Source organism: Pseudomonas sp. SP16.1, assembly GCF_052682975.1.
Window position 1 is genome coordinate 2,193,031 of record NZ_JBQYFZ010000001.1, and the last position, 22,641, is coordinate 2,215,671.

The 22,641-nt window shown below is 66.7% G+C and carries 20 protein-coding genes; all 20 read left to right on the forward strand.

Annotated features, from left to right (window positions below; all coding sequences use genetic code 11):
• Nucleotides 1-43 precede the first annotated feature (43 nt).
• Nucleotides 44-484, forward strand: a complete 441-nt coding sequence (locus ACUTAF_RS10680) for an NUDIX hydrolase (protein WP_445579929.1) — start codon at nt 44-46, stop codon at nt 482-484.
• Between the two features lie 106 nt (nt 485-590).
• Nucleotides 591-1,703 carry a tRNA 2-thiouridine(34) synthase MnmA gene (gene mnmA / locus ACUTAF_RS10685; RefSeq protein ID WP_445579930.1) on the forward strand — a complete coding sequence of 371 codons (1,113 nt, stop codon included), beginning with the start codon at nt 591-593 and terminating at the stop codon, nt 1,701-1,703.
• On the forward strand, nt 1,700-2,320 hold the full coding sequence (gene hflD / locus ACUTAF_RS10690; RefSeq protein ID WP_445579931.1) for a high frequency lysogenization protein HflD: 621 nt from the start codon (nt 1,700-1,702) through the stop codon (nt 2,318-2,320). Before mnmA ends, hflD begins: the two co-directional genes overlap by 4 nt.
• Before the next feature lie 5 nt (nt 2,321-2,325).
• A complete protein-coding gene (locus ACUTAF_RS10695; RefSeq protein ID WP_445579932.1) occupies nt 2,326-3,189 on the forward strand; it encodes a DMT family transporter in 864 nt (287 codons plus the stop codon).
• A gap of 149 nt (nt 3,190-3,338) precedes the next feature.
• A complete protein-coding gene (purB, locus tag ACUTAF_RS10700; RefSeq protein ID WP_445579933.1) occupies nt 3,339-4,709 on the forward strand; it encodes an adenylosuccinate lyase in 1,371 nt (456 codons plus the stop codon).
• Nucleotides 4,710-4,787: 78 nt separating this feature from the next.
• Entirely contained in the window at nt 4,788-5,954 is a 1,167-nt protein-coding gene (locus ACUTAF_RS10705) for a ribosomal protein uL16 3-hydroxylase (protein WP_445579934.1), read from the forward strand.
• The gene (locus ACUTAF_RS10710) at nt 5,947-6,372 is read left to right on the forward strand and encodes a GNAT family N-acetyltransferase (RefSeq protein WP_445579935.1); all 426 of its coding nucleotides are present in this window, start codon (nt 5,947-5,949) and stop codon (nt 6,370-6,372) included. Before ACUTAF_RS10705 ends, ACUTAF_RS10710 begins: the two co-directional genes overlap by 8 nt.
• Before the next feature lie 8 nt (nt 6,373-6,380).
• Nucleotides 6,381-7,022 (forward strand): DUF7931 domain-containing protein, encoded by a 642-nt coding sequence (locus ACUTAF_RS10715; RefSeq protein ID WP_445579936.1) that lies wholly within the window; start codon nt 6,381-6,383, stop codon nt 7,020-7,022.
• Nucleotides 7,019-7,828 (forward strand): secretin N-terminal domain-containing protein, encoded by an 810-nt coding sequence (locus ACUTAF_RS10720; protein WP_445579937.1) that lies wholly within the window; start codon nt 7,019-7,021, stop codon nt 7,826-7,828. The genes ACUTAF_RS10715 and ACUTAF_RS10720 overlap by 4 nt, the downstream gene beginning before the upstream one ends.
• Nucleotides 7,829-8,388: 560 nt before the next feature.
• Nucleotides 8,389-9,984, forward strand: coding sequence for an isocitrate lyase (locus ACUTAF_RS10725; RefSeq protein ID WP_445579938.1), 1,596 nt, complete (start codon nt 8,389-8,391; stop codon nt 9,982-9,984).
• 311 nt (nt 9,985-10,295) lie between these two features.
• Complete coding sequence (locus tag ACUTAF_RS10730; protein WP_445579939.1) at nt 10,296-12,299, forward strand: PhoX family protein; 2,004 nt, start codon at nt 10,296-10,298, stop codon at nt 12,297-12,299.
• A 160-nt stretch (nt 12,300-12,459) separates the two neighbouring features.
• On the forward strand, nt 12,460-12,834 hold the full coding sequence (locus tag ACUTAF_RS10735; RefSeq protein ID WP_445579940.1) for a hypothetical protein: 375 nt from the start codon (nt 12,460-12,462) through the stop codon (nt 12,832-12,834).
• A gap of 515 nt (nt 12,835-13,349) precedes the next feature.
• A complete protein-coding gene (locus ACUTAF_RS10740) occupies nt 13,350-13,754 on the forward strand; it encodes an NADH-quinone oxidoreductase subunit A (protein ID WP_445579941.1) in 405 nt (134 codons plus the stop codon).
• Nucleotides 13,755-13,764: 10 nt separating this feature from the next.
• On the forward strand, nt 13,765-14,439 hold the full coding sequence (locus ACUTAF_RS10745) for a NuoB/complex I 20 kDa subunit family protein (protein WP_445579942.1): 675 nt from the start codon (nt 13,765-13,767) through the stop codon (nt 14,437-14,439).
• Nucleotides 14,439-16,217, forward strand: a complete 1,779-nt coding sequence (gene nuoC, locus ACUTAF_RS10750) for an NADH-quinone oxidoreductase subunit C/D (RefSeq protein ID WP_445579943.1) — start codon at nt 14,439-14,441, stop codon at nt 16,215-16,217. Before ACUTAF_RS10745 ends, nuoC begins: the two co-directional genes overlap by 1 nt.
• Nucleotides 16,218-16,219: 2 nt before the next feature.
• Nucleotides 16,220-16,717 carry an NADH-quinone oxidoreductase subunit NuoE gene (gene nuoE / locus ACUTAF_RS10755; protein ID WP_445579944.1) on the forward strand — a complete coding sequence of 166 codons (498 nt, stop codon included), beginning with the start codon at nt 16,220-16,222 and terminating at the stop codon, nt 16,715-16,717.
• Complete coding sequence (gene nuoF, locus ACUTAF_RS10760) at nt 16,714-18,048, forward strand: NADH-quinone oxidoreductase subunit NuoF (protein ID WP_445579945.1); 1,335 nt, start codon at nt 16,714-16,716, stop codon at nt 18,046-18,048. The genes nuoE and nuoF overlap by 4 nt, the downstream gene beginning before the upstream one ends.
• 86 nt (nt 18,049-18,134) lie before the next feature.
• Nucleotides 18,135-20,846 (forward strand): NADH-quinone oxidoreductase subunit NuoG, encoded by a 2,712-nt coding sequence (gene nuoG / locus ACUTAF_RS10765; RefSeq protein WP_445579946.1) that lies wholly within the window; start codon nt 18,135-18,137, stop codon nt 20,844-20,846.
• Nucleotides 20,843-21,823 carry an NADH-quinone oxidoreductase subunit NuoH gene (gene nuoH / locus ACUTAF_RS10770; RefSeq protein ID WP_445579947.1) on the forward strand — a complete coding sequence of 327 codons (981 nt, stop codon included), beginning with the start codon at nt 20,843-20,845 and terminating at the stop codon, nt 21,821-21,823. The genes nuoG and nuoH overlap by 4 nt, the downstream gene beginning before the upstream one ends.
• Before the next feature lie 10 nt (nt 21,824-21,833).
• Nucleotides 21,834-22,382 carry an NADH-quinone oxidoreductase subunit NuoI gene (nuoI, locus tag ACUTAF_RS10775; RefSeq protein WP_021444219.1) on the forward strand — a complete coding sequence of 183 codons (549 nt, stop codon included), beginning with the start codon at nt 21,834-21,836 and terminating at the stop codon, nt 22,380-22,382.
• Nucleotides 22,383-22,641: the final 259 nt, after the last annotated feature.

Here is a 22,641-nt window from a genome sequence, read left to right on the forward strand (position 1 = left end):
GCCGGGGTTCTTTTTTTGTATAGAGATCACGGGAGAAGCAGAAATGGAGTGGCAGCCCCATATCACCGTGGCCACGGTCATCGAAGACCAGGGCCGCTTCCTGTTCGTCGAGGAACTCAAGGCGGGCCGCCTGGTGCTCAACCAGCCGGCCGGGCACCTGGAGGCCAATGAATCGCTACGCCAGGCCGCGCTGCGCGAAACCCTCGAAGAAACCGGCTGGGAGGTGGAGCTGAGCAGCCTGCTCGGTATCTATCTCTACACCGCACCGAGCAATGGCGTCACCTACCAACGCGTGTGCTTTGTCGCCCACCCGCTGCGCCATGATCCGGCCCGCGCACTGGACAGCGACATCCACGGCATCGCCTGGTTGAGCCGCGATGAACTGGCCGCGCAGCCAGAACGCTGGCGCAGCGAACTGGTGCTGCGCTGCGTGGACGATTACCTGGCCGGCATCCGCGGGCCGCTGGAGTTGGTGCGCGATTGAAACAATAGCCCGTGTTCGGCGTACCGCTTCGCGAGTACGCCCTACACGTCGGGTGCAGGCTTTCTGGTAGACTCGCCAGTTTTTCAGGCTTCACTCGCAGACTCCCATGCAAGCACCTAGCACCCAACGCGTGATCGTCGGCATGTCCGGCGGCGTCGACTCGTCCGTTTCCGCCCTGCTGCTGCTGGAACAGGGTTACCAGGTCGAAGGCCTGTTCATGAAGAACTGGGACGAAGACGACGGCACCGAATACTGCACCGCCATGGATGACCTGGCCGACGCCCAGGCCGTATGCGAGCGCATCGGCATCAAGCTGCACACGGCCAACTTCGCTGCAGAATACTGGGACAACGTGTTCGAGCACTTCCTGGCCGAATACAAGGCCGGCCGCACGCCGAACCCGGACATCCTGTGCAACCGCGAGATCAAGTTCAAAGCCTTCCTCGACTACGCCCTGTCACTCGGCGCCGACCTGATCGCCACCGGCCATTACGTGCGCCGCCGCGACATCGACGGCCGCACCGAGCTGCTCAAGGGCCTGGACCCGAACAAGGACCAGAGCTACTTCCTCCACGCAGTCGGTGGCGAGCAGATCGCCAGGACCCTGTTCCCGGTTGGCGAACTGGAAAAGCCGCAGGTGCGCGCCATTGCCGAGAAATACGAGCTGGCCACGGCGAAGAAGAAGGACTCCACTGGCATCTGCTTTATCGGCGAGCGCCGCTTCAGCGACTTCCTCAAGCAGTACCTGCCGGCCCAGCCGGGCGATATCGAAACCACGGAAGGCCAGGTGATCGGCCGCCATCACGGCCTGATGTACCACACCATCGGCCAGCGCCAGGGCCTCGGCATCGGCGGCCTGAAGGACGCCGGCGATGAGCCCTGGTACGTGCTGCGCAAGGACCTGACGCGCAACGTGCTGATCGTCGGCCAGGGCAACGAACACCCCTGGCTGTTCTCCCGCGCCCTGCTCGCCTCGGACATCTACTGGGTCAACCCGGTGGACCTGAGCACTCCGCGCCGCCTCACTGCCAAGGTGCGCTACCGCCAGAGCGATCAGCACTGCACCCTGGAGAAGACCGAGAACGGCTATCGCGCCGTGTTCGATGAGCCGCAGCGCGCCGTCACCCCCGGTCAGTCCGTGGTGTTCTATGACGGCGAGGTGTGTCTCGGCGGCGGTGTGATCGAAACCGCAGAAGCCTGGTACGAGGACGCCCGATGAGCCCGCTGCAGGAGCAACTGGTTGCCCTCGGCGCCGTATTCGAAGCCGCCGTGCTGGCCGACAAGATCGCCCGCACCGGCCAGGTCAGCGAGGCGTCGATGAGCTGCATGCTCGGCAGCCTGCTGGTGCGCGACCCGAAGAGTACGCTGGATGTCTACGGCGGCGACGACCTCAACCTGCGCGACGGTTATCGCGCGCTGGTCAGCTCGCTGGAGCGCAACCCCGCGGCTCTGCAGCGCGAGCCGCTGCGCTACGCCTTGGCCCTGCTCGGCCTGGAACGCCAGCTGGACAAGCGCGGCGACATGCTGCAGGTGATGGGCAGCCGCCTGGATCAGATCCAGCAGCAAGTCGAGCACTTCGGCCTGGTCCACGACAACGTCATCGCCGCCTGCGGCGGACTGTACCAGGACACCATCAGCACCTTCCGCCAGCGCATCCAGGTGCACGGCGACATGCGTTTTCTGCAGCAGCCGAGCAACGCGGCGAAGATCCGCGCCCTGCTGCTCGCCGGCATCCGTTCGGCGCGGCTGTGGCGCCAGCTCGGCGGTCACCGCTGGCAGCTGGTGTTCAGCCGCGGCAAGCTGCTCAAGGAACTCTACCAACTGATGCGCAGCTGACCGCCATGGGCGCGCCGAGCCGCAGCGTCAAGCCGCTGCAGGGCGCCCTGCTGCTGGCCCTGTCCGCCCTGCTGTTCGCCCTTACCGGCGTCGGCATCCGGGAAATCTCGGCCAGCGTCAACAACGAGTCGGTGGTGTTCTTCCGCAATCTGGTCGGCGTGCTGTTCTTCCTGCCGCTGCTGCTGGTGCGCGGGGTACGCCCGCTGCGCACGACACGGCTGAAATCGCACCTGTGGCGCACCACCTACGGCCTGGCGGCGATGTACTGCTTCTTCTACGCCATCGCCCACCTGCCGCTGGCCGACGCCATGCTGTTCACCTATTCGGCGCCGGTGTTCACCCCGCTGATCGCCCACTTCTGGCTCAAGGAGCCGCTGACCCGGCGCATGCTGCTCACCAGCCTGATCGGCCTGCTCGGCGTGCTGTTGGTGGCCAAGCCCAGCGCGGCGCTATTCGAAGGCCCCGCCTTGATCGGCCTGGCCGCCAGCCTGCTGGCCGCCTTCGCCTTCGTCTCCATCCGCGAGATGAGCGACAGCGAGCCGGCGACGCGCATCGTCTTCTACTTCTCGCTGTTCAGCGCACTGTTCTCGGCCATTCCGCTGACCTGGAGCTGGCAGCCGCTGAATGGTGTGCAGCTCGGCTGGCTGCTGGGCATCGGCCTGCTGGCCACCGCCAGCCAGGTGATCATGTCGCGCGCCTATGGCCTGGCACCGCCCGGGCTGATCGGCCCTGTGGCCTATCTGGCCATCGTCTTCGCCGGGATCATCGCCTGGCTGCTCTGGGGCGAGATGCCGGACAGCCTGTCGCTGCTCGGCGCCGCGCTGATCTTCGCCGCCAGTTTGCTGTCGGTCGCCAGACGCAACGCATAGGCGGCCAAGCGAGCGATTTCATGTACAATACGCGCCCTTTTCGTCAGAGGTCGTCCAGGCACCTGAGCTAGAGCCCGCTTCATTGGAGCAGGCGCGATGCGCAGAGGTCCTCGGATGGCTGTTCAGCCCGACAGCTCGAGAACGCCTACATGCAGCTTTCCTCGCTCACCGCGGTTTCCCCCGTCGACGGCCGCTACGCCGGCAAAACCAGCGCCCTGCGCCCCATCTTCAGCGAATACGGCCTGATCCGCAGCCGTGTCCTGGTCGAAGTGCGCTGGCTGCAGCGCCTGGCCGCGCACGAGGGCATCCCGGAAGTCGCGCCCTTCTCCGCCGAAGCCAACGCGCTGCTCAATAAGCTGGCCGAGGATTTCCAACTGGAGCACGCCGAGCGCGTCAAGGAAATCGAGCGCACCACCAACCACGACGTCAAGGCCGTGGAGTACCTGCTCAAGGAGCAGGCCGCCAAGCTGCCGGAGCTGGACAAGGTCAGCGAATTTATCCACTTCGCTTGTACGTCCGAGGATATCAACAACCTGTCCCACGCCCTGATGCTGCGCGAAGGCCGTGACAACGTGCTGCTGCCGCTGATGAAGCAACTGGCCGATGCCATCCGTGAGCTGGCGGTGAAGTTCGCCGACGTGCCGATGCTGTCGCGCACCCACGGCCAGCCGGCCTCGCCGACTACCCTGGGCAAGGAGCTGGCCAACGTCGTCTACCGCCTGGAGCGCCAGATCGCTCAGGTCGCTGCCGTGCCGCTGCTGGGCAAGATCAACGGCGCCGTGGGCAACTACAACGCCCACCTGTCGGCCTACCCGAGCATCGACTGGGAAGCCAACGCCCGTCAGTTCATCGAAGGTGACCTAGGCCTGACCTTCAACCCCTACACCACCCAGATCGAGCCGCACGACTACATCGCCGAGCTGTTCGACGCCATCGCCCGCTTCAATACCATCCTGATCGACTTCGACCGCGACGTCTGGGGCTACATCTCCCTCGGTTACTTCAAGCAGAAGACCGTGGCCGGCGAGATCGGCTCCTCGACCATGCCGCACAAGGTCAACCCGATCGACTTCGAGAACTCCGAAGGCAACCTGGGCATCGCCAACGCGATCTTCCAGCACCTGGCCAGCAAACTGCCGATCTCCCGCTGGCAGCGCGACCTGACCGACTCCACCGTGCTGCGCAACCTCGGCGTCGGCTTCGCGCACAGCGTGATCGCCTATGAGGCAAGCCTCAAGGGAATCAGCAAGTTGGAGCTCAATGTTCAGAAAATTGCTGAAGACCTGGACGCCTGCTGGGAGGTCCTGGCCGAGCCGGTGCAGACCGTGATGCGCCGCTACGGCATCGAGAATCCCTACGAGAAGCTCAAGGAGTTGACCCGTGGCAAGGGCATCAGCGCCGAAGCACTGCAATCTTTCATCGAGGGTCTCGACATGCCGGCCGCCGCCAAGGAAGAGCTCAAGCAACTGACCCCGGCACGCTACATCGGCAACGCCGTAGCCCAGGCCAAGCGCATCTGAGCGCGACCAGCCTCGAGGACGCCCGGCTGAGCCGGGCGTTTTTGTTTAAAGGTTTTTATTTATCTCAAGGGCTTACTGATGAATCCTGATACTCCGCTGCAACTGCTGGGTGGCCTCACAGCCCGTGAATTCCTGCGCGACTACTGGCAGAAGAAACCCCTGCTGGTGCGCCAGGCCATCCCCGGCTTCGAGAGCCCGATCAGCCCGGACGAACTGGCCGGCCTGGCGCTGGAAGAGGAAGTCGAATCGCGCCTGGTGATCGAGCACGGCGCGCATCCCTGGGAGCTGCAGCGCGGCCCGTTCGACGAGGAAACCTTCCAGAACCTGCCGGAGCGCGACTGGACCCTGCTGGTGCAGGCGGTCGACCAGTTCGTGCCGGAAGTGGCCGAGCTGCTGGAGGACTTCAAGTTCCTGCCCAAGTGGCGCATCGACGACCTGATGATCAGCTTCGCCACGCCCGGCGGCGGCGTCGGCCCGCACTTCGACAACTACGACGTATTCCTGCTGCAGGGCTACGGTCATCGCCGCTGGCAGATCGGCCAGATGTGCGATTCCGAAAGCCCGCTGCTTTCCCACGCCGATCTGCGGATCCTGGCCGAATTCGAACCAACCGATGAATGGGTGCTGGCGCCCGGCGATATGCTCTACCTGCCGCCGCGCCTCGCCCACTGTGGCACCGCTGAGGACGATTGCATGACTTATTCCGTGGGCTTCCGCGCGCCGAGCGCCGCCGAAGTGCTGACCCATTTCACCGACTTTCTCGGTCAGTTCCTCCCCGACGAGGAGCGCTACAGCGACGCCGACATCCAGCCGAGCGACGATCCGACGCAGATCCAGCGCGACGCCCTGGAACGCCTCAAGGCGCTGCTCAACGAGCACATGAGCGACGAGCGCCTGCTGATGACCTGGTTCGGCCAGTTCATGACCGAACCCAAGTATCCGGAGCTGGTCGCCGGCATCGAGATCGGCGAAGAGGAATTCCTCGGTGCCCTGGAAGACGGCGCCGTGATCATCCGCAACCCCAGCGCGCGCATGGCCTGGTCGGAAGTCGGCGAGGATCTGGTGCTGTTCGCCAGCGGCCAGAGCCGCCTGGTATCGGCCCGCCTGCGCGAGCTGCTCAAGCTGATCTGCAGCGCCGATGCGTTACATGTGGAAAACCTCGGCGCCTGGCTGGCCGATGACGAGGGGCGTACCCTGCTGTGGGAACTGGTCAAGCAAGGTAGCCTGGGGTTCGCCGATGAGTGAGATCAGCGTCCGCGTCGCCGACTGGCAGAAGGATAACGCCGAGCTGCGCCGCATCCGTGAAACCGTTTTCATCGCCGAACAGGCGGTGCCGGCCGAACTGGAGTGGGATGCCGAGGACGCCGAGGCGGTGCATTTTCTCGCCGAGGAAGGCGACTACGCCGTGGGCACCGCGCGCCTGCTGCCGGACGGCCATATCGGCCGCGTCTCGGTACTCAAGGACTGGCGCGGCCTCAAGGTCGGCGAAGCATTGATGCGCGCGGTGATCGACGAGGCGGAAAAACGCGGCCTGCGTCGGCAAATGCTCAGCGCCCAGGTGCAGGCCACGCCATTCTATGAAAGGCTAGGCTTCGAGATAGTCAGCGGCGAATACCTCGACGCCGGCATCCCGCACGTGGACATGGTGCGTACCAGCCAATAGAGGCCGCAATGGACAACCAAGACGCCCCGGTCGAGCCGACCGATACCCCGCAGCCCGTCGAGCTCGCGGCTATCGAGTTCGAGTCGCCGGGGCGTTTTGCCGTGCATAACCCGCAGCAGTCCGCGGCGGGCGCCACGCCAGGGGAGCCGGCGCCCTTCGTCCTCGGCCATCACGCCGAACTGGAGCGTTTCGGCCAGCCGCAGGAAGCCCGCGCCCATCTGCTGGCGCTGCTGCTGCAGGCGCGCCGCAGCCTGTGCCTGTACAGCGACGACCTGCAGCCCTGGCTCTACCACCACAGCAGCGTGCAGCGTGCCTGTAGCCGTTTTCTCCTGGCCAGCCCGCGCAACCGCCTGCGCATCCTGGTGCGCGACCCGAGCCGCGCGGTGAAGGAAGGCCATCGCCTGCTCAGCCTGTCGCGGCGCCTGTCTTCCAATCTACATATCCGCAAGCTCAACCCGGATCATCCCGGCGAAGAGCAGGCCTTTCTCCTCGTCGACGATCAGGGCCTGCTGCTATGCCCCGAGCCTGGCCAGCAAAGCGGCTATGCCCTGTATCACGACCCCGGGCGGGTGCGTCAGCGCCAGGCGCAGTTCGACCAGGCCTGGGACACCAGCATCAGCGATCCCGACCTGCGGAGTTTCCTGCTATGACCCTGCGCGCCCTCCTCTGTGCCCTGCTGTTCGGCCTGTACCTGCCGCTGCACGCCGCCACCGAGGTCATACCGCTCAACTACCGCAGCGCCGACGAGGTGATCGGCGTGGTGCAGTCGGTGCTGGGCAACGAGGGCCGGGTCAGCCCCTATGGCAACCAGCTGATCGTCAACGCCTCGCCGGCCAAGATCGACGAGGTACGCCAGTTGCTCGGCCAGCTCGACACCCGTCCGCGGCGCCTGCTGATCAGCGTGGAAAGCGCCGACAGCAACTACCAGAGCGACCGCGGCTACCGGGTCGATGGCAGCCTCAGCGCCGGCGATGCCGAGGTGCAGCTCGGCCGCGGCGAAGTGGACGGTCGCGACCAGGTGCGCATCATCCGCCGCAGCACCGACAGCCGCGGCGGCGGCACCCAGCAGGTGCAGGTCACCGAGGGCCATCCGGCGCTGATCCAGGTCGGCCAGAGCGTGCCTCTGACCACCACTTCCACCGGCCCCTACGGCCGGATCTACCAGGACACACAGTATCGCAACGTGACGCGCGGCTTCTACGTCACCGCCACCCTGTCGGGCGAACTGGTGCATGTCGCCATCAGTAGCCAGCACGACCGCCTCAACGCCCATGACCCGCGCGTGATCGACGTGCAGAGCACCGACACCCGGGTCAGCGGTCGGCTCGGCGAATGGATAACCCTCGGCGGCGTCAGCCAACAAGCCCACTCCAGCGATGGCGACGTGCTGCGCCACCATACCACCCAGGGGCGTGAAGACATGTCCCTGCGCCTGAAGGTCGAGGCGCTCGACTGACCCCCGACCAAAGTCGAATCCTCTCGACCGTTTCGATCGATGGACAGCCCCCGGCCATCTACGGAAGGCTTGAAACGCCCGAACCAGAGGGTTTCCGGCATGACCGACCAGTCGTCTAGTGAATATGTAGTAGTTTTAAAAAACCACTACAAAACGTTTGACGAAGCATTTTGCGAGAGGCATGATGGCCTCGCTCCCGCTAGCCAGGGGTCCTGAAAAGGATCTCCAGATCGCCAACGAAGCACTTCGTAGCGGTCCGTGTCCCAACAGCCCACAAGGCCGTACGACGAGGTTGCGACTGGAACGAAGTTGTCCTGAGGGACGGGGAAGCGTTTAGCGTCAGACAGATCGAAGCCCGCCAGGGTGCCCAAGGTTTCCACGAGCCGACCGGCACGCCAGCGCAGCCACAGATCCGTTCGCCACACCCCCCTCCTCGCGGTTCATCCTCGCCCCTGTCGTTGTCTCGCCGTCAAAGTGGAAGCCTCCCGCAGCCGCTGCATTCGTGCACGCCTTGCGTGGATAGTCGGTGCTCAACCAACACATTTACTGAAGGATTGACCATGTCCGCATATCAAAACGACATCAAGGCTGTAGCCGCTCTGAAAGAGAAGTTCGGCAGCAGCTGGAGCGCTATCAACCCCGAGTCCGTCGCCCGTATGCGCGCCCAGAACCGCTTCAAGACCGGCCTGGAAATCGCTCAGTACACCGCCGACATCATGCGCAAGGACATGGAAGAGTACGACGCCGACTCCTCCGTCTATACCCAGTCGCTGGGCTGCTGGCACGGCTTCATCGGGCAGCAGAAGCTGATCTCGATCAAGAAGCACCTGAAGACCACCAACAAGCGCTACCTCTACCTGTCCGGCTGGATGGTCGCCGCCCTGCGCTCCGACTTCGGCCCGCTGCCGGACCAGTCGATGCACGAGAAGACCGCCGTCTCCGACCTGATCGAAGAGCTGTACACCTTCCTGCGTCAGGCCGACAGCCGTGAACTGGATCTGCTGTTCACCGCTCTGGACGCCGCCCGCGACGCTGGCGACCATGCCAAGGCTGCCGAGATCCAGAACCAGATCGACAACTACGAGACCCACATCGTCCCGATCATCGCCGACATCGATGCCGGCTTCGGCAACCCGGAAGCCACCTACCTGCTGGCCAAGCGCATGATCGAAGCCGGTGCCTGCTGCATCCAGATCGAGAACCAGGTTTCCGACGAGAAGCAGTGCGGCCACCAGGACGGTAAAGTGACCGTTCCGCACGCCGATTTCCTCGCCAAGATCGCTGCCGTTCGCTACGCCTTCCTCGAGCTGGGCATCGACAACGGCGTGATCGTTGCGCGTACCGACTCCCTGGGCGCCGGCCTGACCAAGCAGATCGCCGTGACCAAAGAGCCGGGCGACCTGGGCGACCTGTACAACAGCTTCCTCGATTGCGAAGAAATCTCCGAAGCCGAACTGGGCAACGGCGACGTCGTGATCAAGCGCGAAGGCAAGCTGCTGCGTCCCAAGCGCCTGCCGTCCAACCTGTTCCAGTTCCGCGCCGGCACCGGCGAAGACCGCTGCGTACTGGACTGCATCACCAGCCTGCAGAACGGCGCCGACCTGCTGTGGATCGAGACTGAGAAGCCGCACGTTGGCCAGATCAAGGCCATGGTTGACCGCATCCGCAAAGTCATCCCGAACGCCAAGCTGGTGTACAACAACAGCCCGTCCTTCAACTGGACCCTGAACTTCCGTCAGCAGGTGTTCGATGCGTTCGTTGCCGAAGGCAAGGACGTTTCCGCATACGACCGCGCCAAGCTGATGAGCGTCGAGTACGACGAGACCGAACTGGCCCAGGTTGCCGACGAGAAGATCCGTACCTTCCAGCGCGACGGTTCGGCCCACGCCGGCATCTTCCACCACCTGATCACCCTGCCGACCTACCACACCGCCGCGCTGTCCACCGACAACCTGGCCAAGGGCTACTTCGCCGACCAGGGCATGCTGGCCTACGTCAAGGGCGTGCAGCGTCAGGAACTGCGTCAGGGCATCGCCTGCGTCAAGCACCAGAACATGGCTGGCTCCGACATCGGCGACAACCACAAGGAGTACTTCGCTGGCGAAGCGGCTCTGAAGGCAAGCGGTAAAGACAACACCATGAACCAGTTCCACTAAGAACGGTTCGCCGCTGCGGACCACGCATCCGCAGCGACTGGTTTGCCTGACCAGCCCCGGCTATGCCGGGGCTTTTTTTTCTAGCCGTAGGGTGTCGCGGAGACGCCTAGGTTGTGCGCCCCAATGCCAGCGGAAACGCCTGCCCCGCAGGGTCTGAGCGGCCCCGCTACACCCGACGAAGCGGCACCAACGCGGCGGAGGGTCGCTACCCCGCCGCGCAGTTCTGTGCAGCAGCGCACAGCTACTGTCACTATTCCGTCGTTTTCCTTGTTTAGCGTCATGGCTCCGTCGATCAGCCTCAGGAGCCCTACATGCGCAACGAACAAGAGCAGGACGTACTATTCGGCAATGGCGACGAGCCGCTCAGCAACACCTCCGCCAATCCCCATATCAACGAGTTGATCGAGGCCGGGCTGAGCCGTCGCCAGGTGGTCGCAGGCGGCGCCGCGCTCGGCGTCATGGGCTTTCTCGGCGTGGCCATGCCCGGCAGCGCCGAGGCCGCCGGCAATCCGCTCGAGGGACTGTTCGAGCGCCTGCACAAGCGCGGCAAGCGTCTGCCGTTCAGCCCGGTGGCAGTGACCCGCGCCGATACCATCAGCGTGCCGCCCGGATACAAGGCCACGCCCTTCATTCCCTGGGGCACGCCGATTCGTGGCAGCTTCCCGGCCTTCCTCGAGAATGCCGGCAACAGCGCCGCCGACCAGGCCGACCAGCTCGGCATGCACCACGACGGCATGCACTTCTTCCCCATCGACGGCCAGCGCGGCGGCGGTCGCAAGAGCGACCACGGCCTGCTGGTGCTCAACCACGAATACATCGACGCGCAGCTGCTGCACCCCAACGGCCCGACCCTGGCGAGCGGCAAGCGCAGCAGCGCCGACGAGGTGCGCAAGGAAATCAACGCCCATGGCGCCTCGGTCGTGGAAGTGCGCCGCGTACGCGGCCAATGGGAAGTGCTGCCCAGCGCGCGCAACCGCCGCATCACCGGCGCCACGCCGATGCAGATCGGCGGCCCGGCGCGCGGCCACGCCCTGCTCAGGACCCGCTACAGCCCGGACGGCACCGCCACCCGCGGCACCCTGAACAACTGCGCCAACGGCTTCACGCCCTGGGGCACCTACCTGACCTGCGAGGAGAACTGGGCCGGCTATTTCGCCAGCGCCGACGCCGACCTTCCGCGTGAGCTGACCCGCTACGGCGTGCGCGCCAGCAGCCGCTACGGCTGGGATCACCTGGCCGGCGACGAATTCCAGCGCTTCAACGCCACCCGCCAGGCCGCCGACGCCAGCGGCGACTATCGCAACGAGCCCAACCACTTCGGCTGGATCGTCGAGATCGACCCCTTCGCCCCGGAATCCACCCCGGTCAAGCGCACCGCGCTGGGCCGCTTCGCCCACGAGGGCCTGGTGTTCGCTCCGGTCAAGGCCGGTCGTCCGGTGGTCTGCTACTCCGGCGACGATTCGCAGAACGAGTACATCTACAAGTTCGTCAGCCGCGGCAAGTACCTGCCAGGGCGCAGCAACGGCAGCCTGCTGGACGACGGCACCCTCTACGTGGCGCGCTTCAAGGCCAACGGCCAGGGCGAATGGCTGGCCTTGGACATCAAGGACAAGGCCTTCCAGGCCGCCTGCCAGGCTGCCGGGGTCAGCTTCGCCGACCAGGGCGAGGTGCTGATCAACACCCGCCTGGCCGCCGACATCGTTGGCGCCACCAAGATGGATCGCCCGGAATGGGGCGCGGTCAACCCGCACAACGGCGAGGTCTACTTCACCCTCACCAACAACAGCTCGCGCAGCGTCGCCGATGCGGCCAACCCGCGCGCCGCCAATCCCTACGGGCATATCATCCGCTGGCGCGAACGCAGCCGCGACTACGCCGGCCGCGAGTTCGCCTGGAGCCTGTTCCTGCTGGCCGGCCCGGAGGGCGACAGCCTGGATGCCAACGGCAAGCCGCTGACCGCCGACAATCGCCTGGCCAGCCCGGACGGCCTGTGGTTCGACGAAGGCGGCCGGCTGTGGATTCAGACCGACATGAGCGGCAGCCAGCTCGCCAGCGGCCCGTTCGGCAACAACCAGATGCTGGTGGCCGAACCGAGCACCGGCGAGATGAAACGCTTTTTGGTCGGCCCGCTGGGCTGCGAGGTCACCGGCATCACCGCCACGCCGGACTTCCGCACGCTGTTCGTCAATATCCAGCATCCGGGCGAAGGCTCCACCCCGACCGACTTCCGCAGCACCTGGCCCGATGGCCCTGGGCGTCGCCCGCGCTCGTCCACCGTGATAGTCACCCGCGAAGACGGCAAGCCGCTGCTCTGAGCCCCCCCCCCCCCCCGACGGCCCCCTCTCCCGCAACGGGAAGGGGGTGGCCCCCTGATACAGGCAAAACGCCGCATCAGCTTCTACGCTGAAAACGCCACTCGACTCGACCGAGTGCAGGCCAGCACAGCTGCCAGCAACCTCGACAGGGGCTCCCGCCATGCCATTGACCACTCTCAGTTACAACGACAACGAACAGGAGCACCGCGGCTTTGCCGATACCCTGGGGCAGATGCAGGGGCTGATCGACAAGGGCAAGCTGGACCGCAATACCAGCCATGCCTACTACGGCGGTCACGAGCTGCGCGAATGCGGGGTCAGCTGGAGCGGGCACTTCCTCAAACGCGACTGCCCCGGCAGCGGCAAGACCAAGCTCGGCCGCAGCCAGAACCGGGTGATAGTCAACATCGACCGCAACGGTGATCTGGTGGAGAACTGGGCGGTGGCCTGGCGCCACGACAACCGTCTACTGCTGCTCGACGCCGGTTTCTTCAAGCGGGCCCGGCAGATGCGCGACTACATCCGTTCGATGTGAGCCGGGGCCCTGACCAGGATCCGCAGCCGTTACGGCCCTGGGGCGGTGGGCGATTCGACGGTGGTGTCCAGGTTCCCTGTTGATTTCGCTCGGCTTCTGCAGGAGCGGCGGCGAACCTTTCAGCCGCGAATTTCGCGGATGGATCCACTCCTGCTGGGCCTAGAACCAGCAATGGCGGTATGGCCAGCTCAGTGGCGCACGACGCACAACCGATGCAAGCAGCAGGTTGCAAATCATTCCTATCGAGTGCGTTCACCCGTCTGCCGAGCATGGCCTGCGAGCCCCGTCCCGGCTCGATTGCGCGGCGAATTGCAAATTTATAGCGGCGCAACCGGGCAACTGCGCCTAGCATCTAAAGCATCGGGATCAGGCAAGTTGGTTCGGTGCGAAGACCTTTTCGAGGAAGAGGAAAAGCTCGCTCGACTGCAACCGACAGTCCACTCCGGTCGATGGGTCGCAACGATCCAGCTGCACGCGACCCATCCTCTGTGGCGATTTGCACTGGGGGTAAGGTGATGAACGAAGCGTTCGCCCAGCATTGGGCGCTGGCGGTGTTCCTCCTCGCGGTGGGCGGCCTGTGCGCCTTCATGCTCGGCGTCTCCAGCCTGCTGGGCGGCAAGGCCTGGGGGCGCAGCAAGGAGGAGCCCTTCGAGTCCGGCATCGTGCCCACCGGCAGCGCGCGGCTGCGCTTCTCCGCCAAGTTCTACCTGGTAGCCATGCTCTTCGTGATCTTCGACGTCGAGGCGCTGTTCCTCTTCGCCTGGGCCATCGCCGTGCGCGAAAGCGGTTGGGCCGGGCTGATCGAGGCCGCCGTGTTCATCCTCATCCTGCTCGCCGGGCTGGTCTACCTGTGGCGCGTCGGCGCCCTGGACTGGGCCCCCGAGGCACGCCGCCGGCGCCTCGGCGCACGCAAATCCTGAGGTCATCGCGATGCAATACAAGCTCACCCGCATCGACCCCGACGCCCCCGGCAGCCGCTACCCCATGGGCGAGCGCGAGCTGGTCGACGACCCGCTGGCCGGCCAGGTCCATCGCAACGTCTTCATGGGGCGTCTGGAGCAGGTGCTGCACCAGACGGTCAACTGGGGCCGCAAGAACTCGCTGTGGCCCTACAACTTCGGCCTGTCGTGCTGCTACGTGGAGATGACCACCGCATTCACCGCACCGCACGACATCGCCCGCTTCGGCGCCGAGGTGATCCGCGCCTCGCCGCGCCAGGCCGATTTCATGGTCATCGCCGGCACCTGCTTCATCAAGATGGCGCCGATCATCCAGCGTCTGTACGAACAGATGCTCGAACCCAAGTGGGTGATCTCCATGGGCTCGTGCGCCAATTCCGGCGGCATGTACGACATCTACTCGGTGGTCCAGGGCGTCGACAAGTTCCTCCCGGTGGACGTCTACGTGCCGGGCTGCCCGCCGCGCCCGGAAGCCTTCCTGCAGGGCCTGATGCTGTTGCAGCAGTCCATCGGCGAGGAGCGCCGGCCGCTGTCCTGGGTGGTCGGCGACCAGGGCGTGTACCGCGCCCAGATGCCCTCGCAGCGCGAGAAAAATCGCGCCGAGCGTATCCAGGTCACCCAGTTGCGCAGCCCGGACGAGATCTGATGAGCACCAGCAGCGCCCGCCTCGCCCCCTCGCCCGCCGGCCACGACGACGTGGTCGCCGAGCTGCAGGCGCTGTTCGGCGCCGACGTCTTCGTGGTGCAGGCGACCCGCACCGACATACCGGTGCTCTGGCTCGGCCGCGAGCGCCTGCCGGCGGTGCTACGCGCCCTGCGCCAGCTGCCGCGCCCCTACGTGATGCTCTACGACCTGCACGCCGTCGACGAGCGCCTGCGCACCAGGCGCGAAGGCCTGCCGGCGGCGGACTTCAGCGTGTTCTACCACCTGCTGTCGATCGAGCGAAACAGTGATGTACTGCTCAAGGTCGCCCTCGCCGAAGATGACCTCAGCCTGCCCAGCGCCACCGCCATCTGGCCCAACGCCAATTGGTACGAGCGCGAGGTGTGGGACATGTTCGGCATCCGCTTCGACGGCCACCCGCACCTGACCCGCCTGCTGATGCCGCCGACCTGGCAGGGCCACCCGCTGCGCAAGGACTACCCGGCGCGCGCCACCGAGTTCGACCCCTTCAGCCTGGATGCGGCCAAGCAGGACCTGGAACAGGAGGCGCTGCGCTTCAACCCCGAGGACTGGGGCATGCAGCGTCACGGCGCCCACGAGGACTTCATGTTCCTCAACCTCGGCCCCAACCACCCCTCGGCCCACGGCGCCTTCCGCATCATCCTGCAACTGGACGGCGAGGAGATCCTCGACTGCGTGCCCGAGATCGGCTACCACCATCGCGGCGCCGAGAAAATGGCCGAGCGGCAAAGCTGGCACAGCTTCATCCCCTATACGGACCGGATCGATTACCTCGGCGGGGTGATGAACAACCTGCCCTACGTGCTGGCGGTGGAGAAGCTGGCCGGCATCCGCGTGCCCGAGCGGGTCGAGGTGATCCGGGTGATGCTCGCCGAGTTCTTCCGCATCAACAGCCACCTGCTGTTTCTCGGCACCTACATCCAGGACGTCGGCGCCATGACCCCGGTGTTCTTCACCTTCAGCGACCGCCAGCGCGCCTACCAGGTGATCGAAGCCATCACCGGCTTTCGCATGCATCCGGCCTGGTACCGCATCGGCGGCGTCGCCCACGACCTGCCGCGCGGCTGGGACAAGCTGGTGCGCGAGTTCGTCGACTGGCTGCCCAAACGCCTGGACGAGTACCAGAAGGCCGCGCTGGACAACAGCATCCTGCGCGGACGCACCGTCGGCGTGGCCGCCTACAACACTCGCCAGGCCCTGGACTGGGGCGTCACCGGCTCGGGCCTGCGCGCCACCGGCCTGGAATTCGACCTGCGCAAGGCGCGCCCCTACTCCGGCTACGAGCGCTTCGACTTCGAGGTGCCGCTGACCGCCAACGGCGACGCCTACGACCGCTGCATCATCCGCGTCGAGGAGATGCGCCAGAGCCTGCGCATCATCGAGCAGTGCCTGCACAACATGCCCGCCGGCCCCTACAAGGCCGACCACCCGCTGACCACGCCGCCGCCCAAGGAGCGCACGCTGCAGCATATCGAGACGCTGATCACCCACTTCCTCCAGGTGTCCTGGGGCCCGGTGATGCCCGCCGGCGAGAGCCTGCAGATGATCGAGGCAACCAAGGGCATCAACAGCTATTACTTGATCAGCGACGGCAGCACCATGAGCTACCGCACGCGCATCCGCACCCCGAGCTTCGCCCATCTGCAGCAGATACCGGCGGTGATCAGGGGCAGCCTGGTGGCGGACCTGATCGCCTACCTGGGCAGTATCGATTTCGTCATGGCCGACGTGGACCGTTGAACATGGACACGAACCTGATACAGACCGACCGCTTCGCTCTCAGCGCCGCCGAGCAGGCGGCCATCGAGCACGAACGCGAGCACTACGAAGACCCGCGCGCGGCCTCGATCGAGGCGCTGAAGATCGTCCAGCAGCAGCGCGGCTGGGTGCCGGACGGCGCCATCGCCGCCATCGGCGAGCTGCTCGGCATCCCCGCCAGCGACGTCGAGGGCGTCGCCACCTTCTACAGCCAGATCTTCCGCCAGCCGGTCGGCCGCCATCTGCTCCGCGTGTGCGACAGCATGACCTGCTACGTCGCCGGCCACGAGGCGCTGCTCGCCCACCTGGCCCGGCGCCACGGCCTGGCGCCGGGGCAGACCAGCGGCGACGGCCGCTTCACCCTGCTGCCGGTGTGCTGCCTGGGCAACTGCGACAAGGCGCCGACGCTGATGATCGACGAGCAGACCTTCGGCGAGGTCGACGCGCAGCGCCTCGACGCCCTGCTGGAGGATTTCGAATGAGCCGCCTGCCCTCCTTCGCCCCGGCCAACCAGGTCGCGCGCCCGGCCGAGACCCATCCACTGACCTGGCGCCTGCGCGACGACGGCGAGCCGGTTTGGCTGGAGGAATACCGCGCCAAGGGCGGCTACCAGGCGGCCCGCCGCGCCCTGCTGGAGCTGGCGCCGGCGGACATCGTCCAGCAGGTCAAGGATTCCGGGCTCAAGGGCCGCGGCGGCGCCGGCTTTCCCACCGGGGTGAAGTGGGGGCTGATGCCGGCCGACGAGACGCTGAAGGTGCGCTACCTCTTGTGCAACGCCGACGAGATGGAGCCCAACACCTGGAAGGACCGCCTGCTGATGGAGCAGCTGCCGCACTTGCTGCTCGAGGGCATGCTGATCGCCGCGCGCGCGCTCAAGACCGGGCGCGGCTACATCTTCCTGCGCGGCGAATATGTCGAGTGCGCCCGTCACCTGCGCCGCGCCATCGCCGAGGCGCAAGCCGCCGGCCTGCTCGGGCGCAATATCCAGGGCAGCGGCTTCGACCTCGAACTCTTCGTGCACACCGGCGCCGGGCGCTACATCTGCGGCGAGGAAACCGCGCTGATCAACTCGCTGGAGGGGCGCCGCGCCAACCCGCGATCCAAGCCGCCGTTCCCCGCCAGCGTCGGCGCCTGGGGCAAGCCGACCTGCGTCAACAACGTCGAGACCCTGTGCAACGTGCCGGCGATCATCGAGCACGGCGTCGACTGGTACCGCGCTCTGGCCCGCCCCGGCAGCGAAGACATGGGCAGCAAGCTGTTCGGCTTCTCCGGCAAGGTCAAGCGCCCCGGCCTGTGGGAGCTGCCATTCGGCGTCAGCGCGCGCGAACTGTTCGAGGAGCACGCCGGCGGCATGCGTCCCGGGCATCGCCTGAAGTGCTGGCAGCCGGGCGGCGCCGGTACCGGCTTCCTCCTGCCCGAGCATCTGGACGCGCCGCTGCATGGCGCCGGCATCGCCAAGGTCGGCACGCGCCTGGGCACCGGCCTGGCGCTGGCGGTGGACGACTCGGTGAGCATGGTCGGCCTGCTGCGCAACATGGAGGAATTCTTCGCCCGCGAGTCCTGCGGCTTCTGCACCCCCTGCCGCGACGGCCTGCCGTGGAGCGTCAAGCTGCTGCGCGCGCTGGAGCGCGGCGAGGGCCAGCCGGGCGATATCGAGACGCTGGAGCAACTGTGCCGCTTGCTCGGCCCGGGCAAGACCTTCTGCGCCCACGCCCCGGGGGCGGTCGAGCCGCTGGCCAGCGCCATCCACTACTTTCGCGGCGAGTTCGAGGCGGGAATCGCGCAGCAGACGCAGGCGCTGGGCGTTGGATAGATACAGCTCCCTCTCTCCTCTGGGGAGAGGGTTGGGGTGAGGGGACAGCTTCCCTCGGCAAACCAAGGGCAACGAGGCATGACCAGATGGCCACCATCCATATAGACGGCAAGGCATACGAGGTCGACGGGGCGGACAACCTGCTCCAGGCCTGCCTGTCGCTCGGCCTGGACATTCCCTACTTCTGCTGGCATCCGGCGCTCGGCAGCGTCGGCGCCTGCCGCCAGTGCGCGGTCAAGCAGTTCAACGACGAGAACGACCAACGCGGCCGCCTGGTGATGGCCTGCATGACCCCGGCCGGCAGCGCGCAATGGATATCCATCGAAGACGAGGAGGCGCGCCAGTTCCGCGAGAGCGTGGTCGAGTGGCTGATGACCAACCACCCGCACGACTGCCCGGTGTGCGAGGAAGGTGGCCACTGCCACCTGCAGGACATGACCGTGATGACCGGCCACAGCCGCCGGCGCTACCGCTTCAGCAAACGCACCCACCTCAACCAGGACCTGGGCCCCTGCATCGGCCACGAGATGAACCGCTGCATCGCCTGCTACCGCTGCGTGCGTTACTACAAGGACTACGCCGGCGGCAGCGACCTGGGCGTGTACGGCGCCCACGCCAACCTCTACTTCGGCCGCGTCGAGGACGGCACCCTAGAGAGCGAGTTCTCCGGCAACCTCACCGAGGTCTGCCCGACCGGGGTATTCACCGACAAGACCCACTCGGCGCGCTACAACCGCAAATGGGACATGCAGTTCGCCCCGAGCATCTGCCACGGCTGCTCGCTGGGCTGCAACATCAGCCCCGGCGAGCGCTACGGCGAGATCCGCCGCATCGAGAACCGCTACCACGGCGCGATCAACCACTACTTCCTCTGCGACCGCGGCCGCTTCGGCTACGGCCACGTCAACCGCGCCGACCGCCCACGGCGGCCGCAGCTGGCCGACGGCACGCAGCTCGACCTGGACGCCGGACTGGACCGCGCCGCGGCGCTGCTGGCCGGCAAGCGGGTGATCGGCATCGGCTCGCCGCGCGCCAGCCTGGAGAGCAACTTCGCCCTGCGCCAGCTGGTCGGTGCGGAGCACTTCTACAGCGGCATCGCCGCCGGCGAGCTGCACTGCCTGCACCTGGCCGTGCAGCTGCTGCAGCACGGCCCGCTGCCCAGCGCCAGCCTGCGTGAGATGGAGAGCTGCGACGCCGCCCTGGTGCTCGGCGAGGACCTGACCCAGAGCGCCGCGCGCATGGCCCTGGCGTTGCGCCAGATGGTCAAGGGCAAGGCCGTGCAGCTGGCCGCGTCGCTGCAGGTGCAGCACTGGCTCGACGCCGCGGTCAAGACCATCGGCCAGCATGAGCGGTATCCGCTGCACAGCGCCACGCCGGACGCCACCCGCCTCGACGACGTGGCCATGCCCTGGCACGGCGCGCCGGCCGACATCGCCCGCCTCGGTTTCGCCGTGGCCCACGCCCTGGATGCCGAGGCGCCGGCGGTGCCCGAGCTGGACGAGGCCACTCGCCGCCATGCCGAGCGCATCGCCGCCGACCTGCTGGCCGCCGAACGGCCGCTGCTGATCGCCGGCACCTCGCTGGGCCAGCCGGCGCTGCTGCAGGCCGCCGCCAGCGTCGCCAAGGCCCTGCACGAACAGGGCAAGCACGCGCGCATCGGCCTGGTGCTGGGCGAGGCCAACAGCCTGGGCCTGGCCCTGCTCGGCGGCGACTCGGCCGACGCCGCCCTGCACGCGCTGATCGACGGCAAGGCCGAGGCCGCCGTGGTGCTGGAGAACGACCTGTACCGCCGCGCCAGCCATGCCGTGGTCGAGGCCGCGCTGCACGAGGCCGACAACCTGCTGGTGCTCGATCACCAACACGGCGCCACCGCCGCTTGCGCCGACTTGCTGTTGCCGGCCGCCAGTTTCGCCGAAGGCGACGGTACCCTGGTCAACCAGGAGGGCCGCGCCCAGCGCTTCTTCCAGGTGTTCGAGCCGAGCTACTACGACGCCGACTGCCTGATCCGCGAGAGCTGGCGCTGGCTGCACGCCCTGCACTGCACCCGCGACGGCCGCGCGGTGGACTGGACCCAGCTGGATCAGGTCACCGCCGCCTGCGCCGAGGCGATTCCGGCACTGGCCGGCATAATCGAGGCGGCGCCGTCGGCGGCGTTTCGCATCAAGGGCCTCAAGCTGGCGCGCGAGCCGCACCGCTACAGCGGCCGCACCGCCATGCGCGCCAACCAGAGCGTACACGAGCCGCGTGCGCCGCAGGACATCGACAGCGCCTTCGCCTTCTCCATGGAGGGCTACGCCGGCAGCGCCGAGCCGCGCCAGCAGGTGGCCTTCGCCTGGGCGCCGGGTTGGAACTCGCCGCAGGCCTGGAACAAGTTCCAGGACGAGGTGGGCGGCCACCTGCGCGCCGGCGACCCCGGCGTGCGCCTGCTGGAACCTTCCGGCGCGCGCCTGGACTGGTGCCACGACATTCCGCCGGCCTTCGTCGCCGAACCCGGCTGCTGGCAGCTGGTGGCGCGCCAGCAGCTGTTCGGCAGCGAGGAAACCAGCGCCCTGGCCGCGCCGATCCAGGCGCGCATGGCGCCGCCCTGCGCCACCCTGGCCCGCGCCGACGGTGAGCGCCTGGGCCTGGGCGACGGCGCGCGGGTGCGCTTGCGCATCGCCGGCGAGCATTTCGAGCTGCCGCTGCAGTTGAGCGAGCACCTGGCCCCCGGCCTGCTCGCCCTGCCCCACGGCATCGCCGGGCTGCCGGCGGTGTTCGACGGCCTGATGGCCGAGGGCATCGAGGAGGTGCGGCCATGAGCTGGTTCGATCCCGAGCTGCTGGCGATCCTCGTCGCCGTGCTCAAGGCGCTGGTCATCCTGGTCTGCGTGGTGCTCTGCGGCGCCCTGCTCAGCTGGGTCGAGCGGCGCCTGCTGGGACTCTGGCAGGATCGCTACGGGCCCAACCGGGTCGGCCCGTTCGGCGCCTTCCAGCTCGGCGCGGACATGATCAAGATGTTCTTCAAGGAGGACTGGACGCCGCCGTTCGCCGACCGCGCGATCTTCACCCTGGCACCGGTGATCGCCCTCAGCGCCCTGCTGATCGCCTTCGCCGTGGTGCCCATCACCCCGACCTGGGGCATCGCCGACCTGAATATCGGCCTGCTGTTCTTCTTCGCCATGGCCGGCCTTGCGGTCTATGCCGTGCTGTTCGCCGGCTGGTCCAGCGCCAACAAGTTCGCCCTGCTCGGCAGCCTGCGCGCCTCGGCGCAGACGGTGTCCTACGAGGTGTTCATGGGCCTGGCGCTGATGGGTGTGGTGGCCCAGGCCGGCACCTTCAACCTGCGCGAGATAGTCGACTACCAGCACCAGCACCTGTGGTTCATCGTTCCGCAGTTCCTCGGCTTCTGCACCTTCTTCATCGCCGGCGTGGCGGTCACCCACCGTCATCCGTTCGACCAGCCGGAGGCCGAACAGGAACTGGCCGACGGCTACCACATCGAGTACGCCGGGATGAAATGGGGGATGTTCTTCGTCGGCGAGTACATCGGCATCGTGCTGGTCTCGGCGCTGCTGGTAACGCTGTTCTTCGGCGGCTGGCACGGCCCGCTGCTGCCGCCCTTCGTCTGGTTCGCGCTGAAGACGGCGTTCTTCATCATGCTGTTCATCCTCCTGCGCGCGTCCATACCGCGGCCGCGCTACGACCAGGTGATGAACTTCAGCTGGCTGGTATGCCTGCCGCTGACCCTGCTCAACCTGCTGGTGACCGGCGCCCTGGTGCTGGTCGCGGCGGCTTAGGGAGGTTGCTATGTTCCGCGCCATCGGCCACATCCTGCACGGCACCTACACCCAGCTACGCAGCCTGGCGATGATCTTCGCCCACGCCTTTCGCAAGCGCGACACCCTGCAGTACCCGGAAGAGCCGGTGTACCTGCCGCCGCGCTACCGCGGGCGCATCGTGCTGACCCGTGACCCCGACGGCGAGGAACGCTGCGTGGCCTGCAACCTCTGTGCGGTGGCCTGCCCGGTGGCCTGCATCTCGCTGCAGAAGGCCGAGAGCGCCGACGGTCGCTGGTACCCGGAGTTCTTCCGCATCAACTTCTCGCGCTGCATCTTCTGCGGCCTGTGCGAGGAGGCCTGCCCGACCACCGCGATCCAGCTCACCCCGGACTTCGAGATGTGCGAGTTCGACCGCCAGCAGCTGGTGTACGAGAAGGACGACCTGCTGATCGCCGGCCCCGGCAAGTACCCGGACTACAACTTCTACCGGGTGGCCGGCCTGGCCATCGCCGGCAAACCCAAGGGCGCGGCGCTGAACGAGGCCGAGCCGGTCAATGTGAAAGGGTTGTTGCCATGAAACGCCCCACTGTTGCGACACCAATCGAACCCGCGGTTAAACCGCCTCGCGTAGGGTGGGTTAGCGGCGCGGAGAGGCGATCGACCGGGCACCGCTTGCGTGGCGCGCCGCGTAACCCACCAGGCGATATCCCGAGTTGCGCCAGTGGTGGGTTACGGCGCAATGGATCTTGTTTGATCATCCCTATTGGCAGCATGCGCCTAACCCACCCTATGGTCGTGCGCCGCGAGCAGCATCCCGCCCTCCCAACGGCAGGAGG